Below are 793 nucleotides of genomic sequence, written 5' to 3' on the forward strand. Positions count from 1 at the left end.
AAACGTAACTTACAAAGAAACTGATGCACACAAGTACACTCCAGAAGGACAAGATGTTCACACCAACATTGGTGGTACTCCAGAAGCATCACAAGGTATTGGCAATATTCCAAGCTTACCAACAGGTACAACTTACACTTGGAAAGATGGCGAACCAGATACTAAGACTCCAGGAACTAAGGATGCTGTAGTAGTTGTAAACTACCCAGATGGTTCAAGCGAAGATGTTCCAGTTAAGGTAATCGTAAGTGAAGCTACTCCAACTCCAATCGTTACTCCACAAGGTCAAGTTCCAGATCCTTCAACAGGTATTGGTAATATTCCAGACTTGCCAACAGGTACAACTTACACTTGGAAAGATGGTAAGACTCCAGATGTAAGCAAAATTGGTGAAAGCCCAGTCACAGTAACTGTTCACTACCCAGATGGCAACACTCAAGATGTACCAACTACCATCATCGTAACTGGTACTGAAAAGCCAACTGATCCAACTAATGAAGATCAAAAAGACTTATTCAAGACTGTAACTAGAACTATCGACGGAACTACTCCAGATGGTAAGAAAGTTTCAGATCCACAAACAGTAGTCTTTGCACGTACTAAGACTGTCACTGAACAAGATGGTAAGGCTGTAACTACTTACGGAGATTACAAAGTATTTGAAAATGGTGCACAAACTGACAAGACTACTGGTAGTTTTGCTCAAGTAGATGTACCACAAGTAGATGGTTACACTTCACAAGTAGACGGTAAGAACGCAACAGTAATTCCTGCAGTTGATAATGTAACTCCA

General features: G+C 40.9%; 1 protein-coding gene. It reads left to right on the plus strand.

Annotated elements, in window-relative coordinates:
- On the plus strand, positions 1-793 hold a 793-nt coding region (locus H5R88_RS02195; RefSeq protein WP_259393959.1), incomplete at both ends, for a Rib/alpha-like domain-containing protein.

Origin of the sequence: Limosilactobacillus agrestis (assembly GCF_014145585.1) — a bacterium.
Lineage (GTDB): Bacteria > Bacillota > Bacilli > Lactobacillales > Lactobacillaceae > Limosilactobacillus > Limosilactobacillus agrestis.